General features: G+C 33.6%; 2 protein-coding genes. Both read right to left on the bottom strand.

Annotated elements, in window-relative coordinates; translation table 11 throughout:
* Nucleotides 1-1382 (bottom strand): hypothetical protein (locus tag BOW55_RS20400; RefSeq protein WP_129026272.1); only part of this gene is annotated, 1382 nt, incomplete at its 3' end.
* Nucleotides 1383-1545: 163 nt separating this feature from the next.
* Nucleotides 1546-4986 (bottom strand): methylmalonyl-CoA mutase family protein, encoded by a 3441-nt coding sequence (locus BOW55_RS20395; protein WP_129026270.1) that lies wholly within the window; start codon nucleotides 4984-4986, stop codon nucleotides 1546-1548.
* Nucleotides 4987-5147: the final 161 nt, after the last annotated feature.

Genomic DNA, 5147 nt, shown 5'->3' with positions numbered 1-5147 from the left:
GAATCTTTTTGTTTTTTTTCTGTAATAACGAATGGCAAAATTGACGAATTACATAAATAATATTTCATACCATTTTCCCAAGATAACCAAACTGATTCATCAATTCTTCCTTTTGAATACCAAAGATATTCCTCAGCACAAAAGTTCAAATAATCCCTAATTAATTTAACTTCAATCAATGTTAATTGATATTTGTTGTTTTCTATATTTTTAAAAACAATTTCATTCAATGAATTATTAAACTTTTCATCATACTTTTGATTAAATGATATAAATAACTCTTTAAATATTTTATCATTTTCAATCATACTTTGTCTAATTCCAAAAGATATCGAAATTCCAGTTGCTATTACTGCAATAGGAATTTCTGGCCTTTCTTTAAGAAGATAATAAATTAACATCGCTACAACAACTGCAATTACATTAATAAAAATTATGTCTTTATATTTTTTCGTTTTTTTAATCTCATTTTTTCTCATTTTTTCTTCAAGTAGATTTAGATATGATAAGCCAAATGCAGCTGAACATACTAATTCAGAAGCAGTCTTCTTGTCAATTTGCTTTTTCGTCTTACCTGTATGAGCCAAAGAATTTCTATGGCTTCTTAACTTATTTAAATTACCTCTAATAAAATCTGGAATTTTAGGAAAACCATTATAATGAGCTATTAAAGGCAGTAAAATATTTAATTGATAACTGTAAGTAGCACCGCTACTTAAAAAATCTTCAACTTTATCTTTAGAGGCAAATGCTGAAAAGTATTTTGCCATAATATTGTTTAATGTAGACTCAACAGAAACATTTGATGGAATTACACAACTATTGTAATCCATTAATGTAAAAGATTCGACTGCATTAATAAGATTTTCCCAAATTTGACTTGTATCTGATTTTTCTGCCCAGTTAATCTGTACTGCGACTGGAATTTCTTCAGTAACCGAAATTTCTTCGATTACCTCACCAAATGGACGACCGTATAAATTAATGACATTTGGAATATAATGTCTAGGCGGTGTATTTCCATGTAACTCAACAGGAAATAGACCAATTCCATTTGGAGTATAATTAGTTTGTAAAATTTTTGATTTTTTAGGAATACCAATCTGTTCTAAATCTAAACTAAATAATTCATTTGGTTTCATAAAGATTCTTAAACTCGTAGTAAAACCGCCAACTATTGCATAGGTATATGAAGGAACTTCCCATTCAAAATGCCTTAATAATAAAGTCCACCAATCAAGATTTGTATCACATTTGGGACATTTCATTTTTATTCCATGAAAATAGTTTGCTAAATTTTCATGTGTAATCGGAAATGAAATAGCTTTACACTCTGGACATGGAGTTTGATATATTTCTGTATGTAATAAATCGTATTTCATATTTTCAACTATGTTCTTTGTACAAACGCTAATATATATAAACTAATTCCTTTAAAATTGAGGAAAACCGTAAAGCGCCAAAATTTCTAGTAATCAAAATTTTTTCAAAGAAAAAAAACCTCCCAAAAATCTTGAGAGGTTTTTCCATAAATCTATTAAAAAATTACATATTCCTTCTATACTGCCCGCCAACTTCAAACAACGCCGAAGTAATCTGACCTAAAGAACAAACTTTTGTAGCTTCCATTAAATGGTCGAATAAGTTTTCGTTTTTAATAGCCGCTTCTTGCAGTTTACTTAAATGCTCGTTTACTTTTGCTTCGTGAAACTGGTGTAAATTATCCAGCATCGTGATTTGATATTGTTTTTCTTCTTCGGTGGCACGAATAACCTCAGCTGGAATTACTGTTGGAGAACCTTTTGAACTCAAGAATGTGTTTACACCCACAATTGGGAAATCGCCATTATGTTTTAAAGTTTCGTAATACAAACTTTCTTCCTGAATTTTAGAACGTTGGTACATCGTCTCCATTGCACCAAGAACTCCACCTCTTTCTGTAATTCTGTCGAATTCTTGTAAAACGGCTGCTTCAACCAAATCAGTTAATTCTTCGATGATGAACGAACCTTGAATTGGATTTTCGTTTTTCGCTAAACCTAATTCTTTATTAATAATCAACTGAATCGCCATGGCACGACGTACCGATTCTTCTGTTGGAGTTGTAATCGCTTCGTCGTAAGCATTCGTGTGAAGGGAATTACAGTTGTCATAAATTGCGTATAAAGCTTGTAAAGTTGTTCTAATATCATTGAAATCAATTTCCTGTGCGTGTAACGAACGTCCAGAAGTCTGAATATGATATTTCAACATTTGTGCTCTTTCATTGGCTCCGTATTTGTTTTTCATGGCTTTTGCCCAAATTTTACGTGCCACACGACCAATAACTGAATATTCAGGATCAACTCCGTTTGAGAAGAAGAACGATAAGTTTGGTCCAAAATCGTTAATGTTCATTCCGCGGCTCAAATAATATTCCACGTAAGTGAAACCATTTGAAAGCGTAAATGCCAATTGCGTAATTGGGTTTGCTCCTGCCTCGGCAATATGATATCCTGAAATCGAAACCGAATAGAAATTACGAACGTTTTTAGTAATAAAATATTCCTGAACGTCACCCATTAAACGCAAAGCAAATTCTGTTGAGAAAATACAAGTATTCTGCGCCTGATCTTCTTTTAAAATATCGGCTTGAACCGTTCCACGAACTTGTGATAACGTTTTTACTTTTATTTCATTATAAACCTCCAAAGGCAAAACCTGATCTCCTGTAACGCCCAAAAGCATTAGTCCTAAACCATTATTTCCTTCTGGTAAATCGCCTTGGTATTTTGGTCTTTCAATACCTTTAGCTGCATATATTTTGTTGATTTTTACCTCAACTTCTTTTTCTAATTCGTTGGCTTTAATGTACAATTCACATTGCTGATCGATTGCTGCATTCATAAAAAAGCCTAACAACATTGGCGCTGGCCCATTAATTGTCATACTTACAGATGTTAAAGCATGCACCAAGTCAAAACCTGAATACAATTTTTTAGCATCGTCTAAGCAACAGATTGAAACTCCCGCATTTCCAATTTTTCCATAAATGTCTGGACGTAAATCTGGATCATTTCCGTATAAAGTAACACTGTCAAAAGCAGTCGAAAGTCGTTTTGCAGGCAATCCTGCACTTACGTAATGAAAACGTTTATTGGTTCTTTCTGGTCCTCCCTCGCCCGCAAACATTCTTGACGGATCTTCGCCTTCACGCTTAAACGGATACAATCCCGAAGCAAACGGAAATTCTCCAGGAACATTTTCCTGTAAATTCCAACGCAGAATATCGCCCCAGCCTTCATATTTAGGTAAAGCAATTTTCGGAATCTGTAAATGTGATAAACTTTCAGAATGTGTTGCAATCTTGATTTCTTTATCGCGAACTTTAAATGAGTAAACCGGATTTTTATATTTCGCTACTTTTTCATTCCAATTCAAGATAATTTCCCAATTGTACGGATCTAAATCCATTTTTACTTTATCGAACTGATTTAGCAAAAGATTTAAAAAGATTCTGTTTTCGTCATGTTCAGCAATTCCGCTTGGTAAAACAGTTGAATCGTCGATTCCAGCTTTATTAATTTGAGGCACTTTACCAGAAACCGATTCTATGGTTTTGAAAATTCCATATAATTTCTGCGCTACTTTTTGTTGCGAAAGTGCAATTTCATCATAAGATCTGTTATTCTCTGCAATTTCAGATAAATAACGTGTTCTGTGCGGTGGAATCACGAAGATTTTCTCGCTCATTTCTTTTGTAATTGTAAAAGTCGACTTTAAATCTGAAGCCGTTTTTTCAACCACTTTATCCATAATCGCTTTGTAAAGCGTATTCATTCCAGGATCATTAAACTGAGAAGCTATTGTTCCGAAAACAGGCATTTCGTCTGGATTTTTATCCCAAAGATTATGGTTTCTTTGATATTGTTTTTTTACATCGCGCAAAGCATCAAGTGCGCCGCGTTTATCAAATTTGTTTAAAGCCACTAAATCGGCAAAATCAAGCATGTCAATTTTCTCCAATTGCGTTGCAGCTCCAAATTCTGGTGTCATTACATATAAAGAAACATCAGAATGATCCATAATTTCGGTATCAGATTGTCCGATTCCCGAAGTTTCCAGAATAATCAAATCATATTTTGCTGCTTTTAAAACCTGAATTGCTTCTGCTACATATTTAGATAAAGCCAAATTAGATTGACGAGTTGCCAGCGAACGCATATATACACGAGGATTATTTATGGCATTCATTCGGATTCTATCCCCTAAAAGTGCTCCTCCAGTTTTTCTTTTTGATGGATCAACAGAAATTAATCCGATTGTTTTCTCTGGAAAATCAATTAAAAAACGACGTACTAATTCGTCTACCAAAGATGATTTTCCTGCTCCTCCCGTTCCTGTAATTCCTAAAACCGGAATTTTAGAATCGGCGTTGCTTTCGTGAATTTTATCAAAAACAGGTTTTGCAATCTCAGGAAAATTCTCTGCAGCCGAAATTAAACGGGCAATTGCTGTTGGAACTTTATTTTCGATATGATCGATTTCTCCATTTAATTTGTCTCCAATAGGAAAATCAGCTTGCTGAACCAAATCATTAATCATTCCTTGAAGTCCTAACGAACGTCCGTCATCTGGTGCATAAATTCTAGTAATACCATATTCATGCAATTCTGAGATTTCGCTTGGGAGAATTACTCCGCCGCCGCCGCCAAAAATCTTGATATGTCCTGCTCCTTTTTCGCGAAGCAAATCGTACATATATTTAAAATATTCATTATGGCCACCTTGATAAGAAGTCATTGCAATTGCATTAGCATCTTCCTGAATTGCGGTATTAACCACTTCTTCAACACTTCGGTCATGACCTAAATGTATTACCTCAACTCCTGTTGACTGTATAATACGACGCATAATATTAATGGCGGCATCGTGTCCGTCAAAAAGTGAAGCAGCTGTGACAATTCTTACTTTATTTTTAGGAATATATGGTATTTGTTGTTCCATTTTATGAATATGATAATTTTAAGGGAGCAATTTACAAAATATTTTAATATTTGGTTACTGTAATAGCTTTATGTTAACAAAAAAAGATTCACTATTCCTAAACTACTGGGGTAACATTTTAAATCTTCTTTATTGATCTATAGTATATAAACCTACAACAT

The sequence above is a fragment of the Flavobacterium sp. YO12 genome, from assembly GCF_004119495.1.
Classification (GTDB): domain Bacteria; phylum Bacteroidota; class Bacteroidia; order Flavobacteriales; family Flavobacteriaceae; genus Flavobacterium.
The sequence above is the reverse complement of the archived record's forward strand: the minus strand, read 5'-3'. Positions and strand labels throughout refer to the sequence as shown.

Coding starts and splice junctions, on each gene's coding strand:
- BOW55_RS20395 (WP_129026270.1), bottom strand. CDS start 4,986: ATGGAACAACAAATACCATATATTCCTAAAAATAAAGTAAGAATTGTC.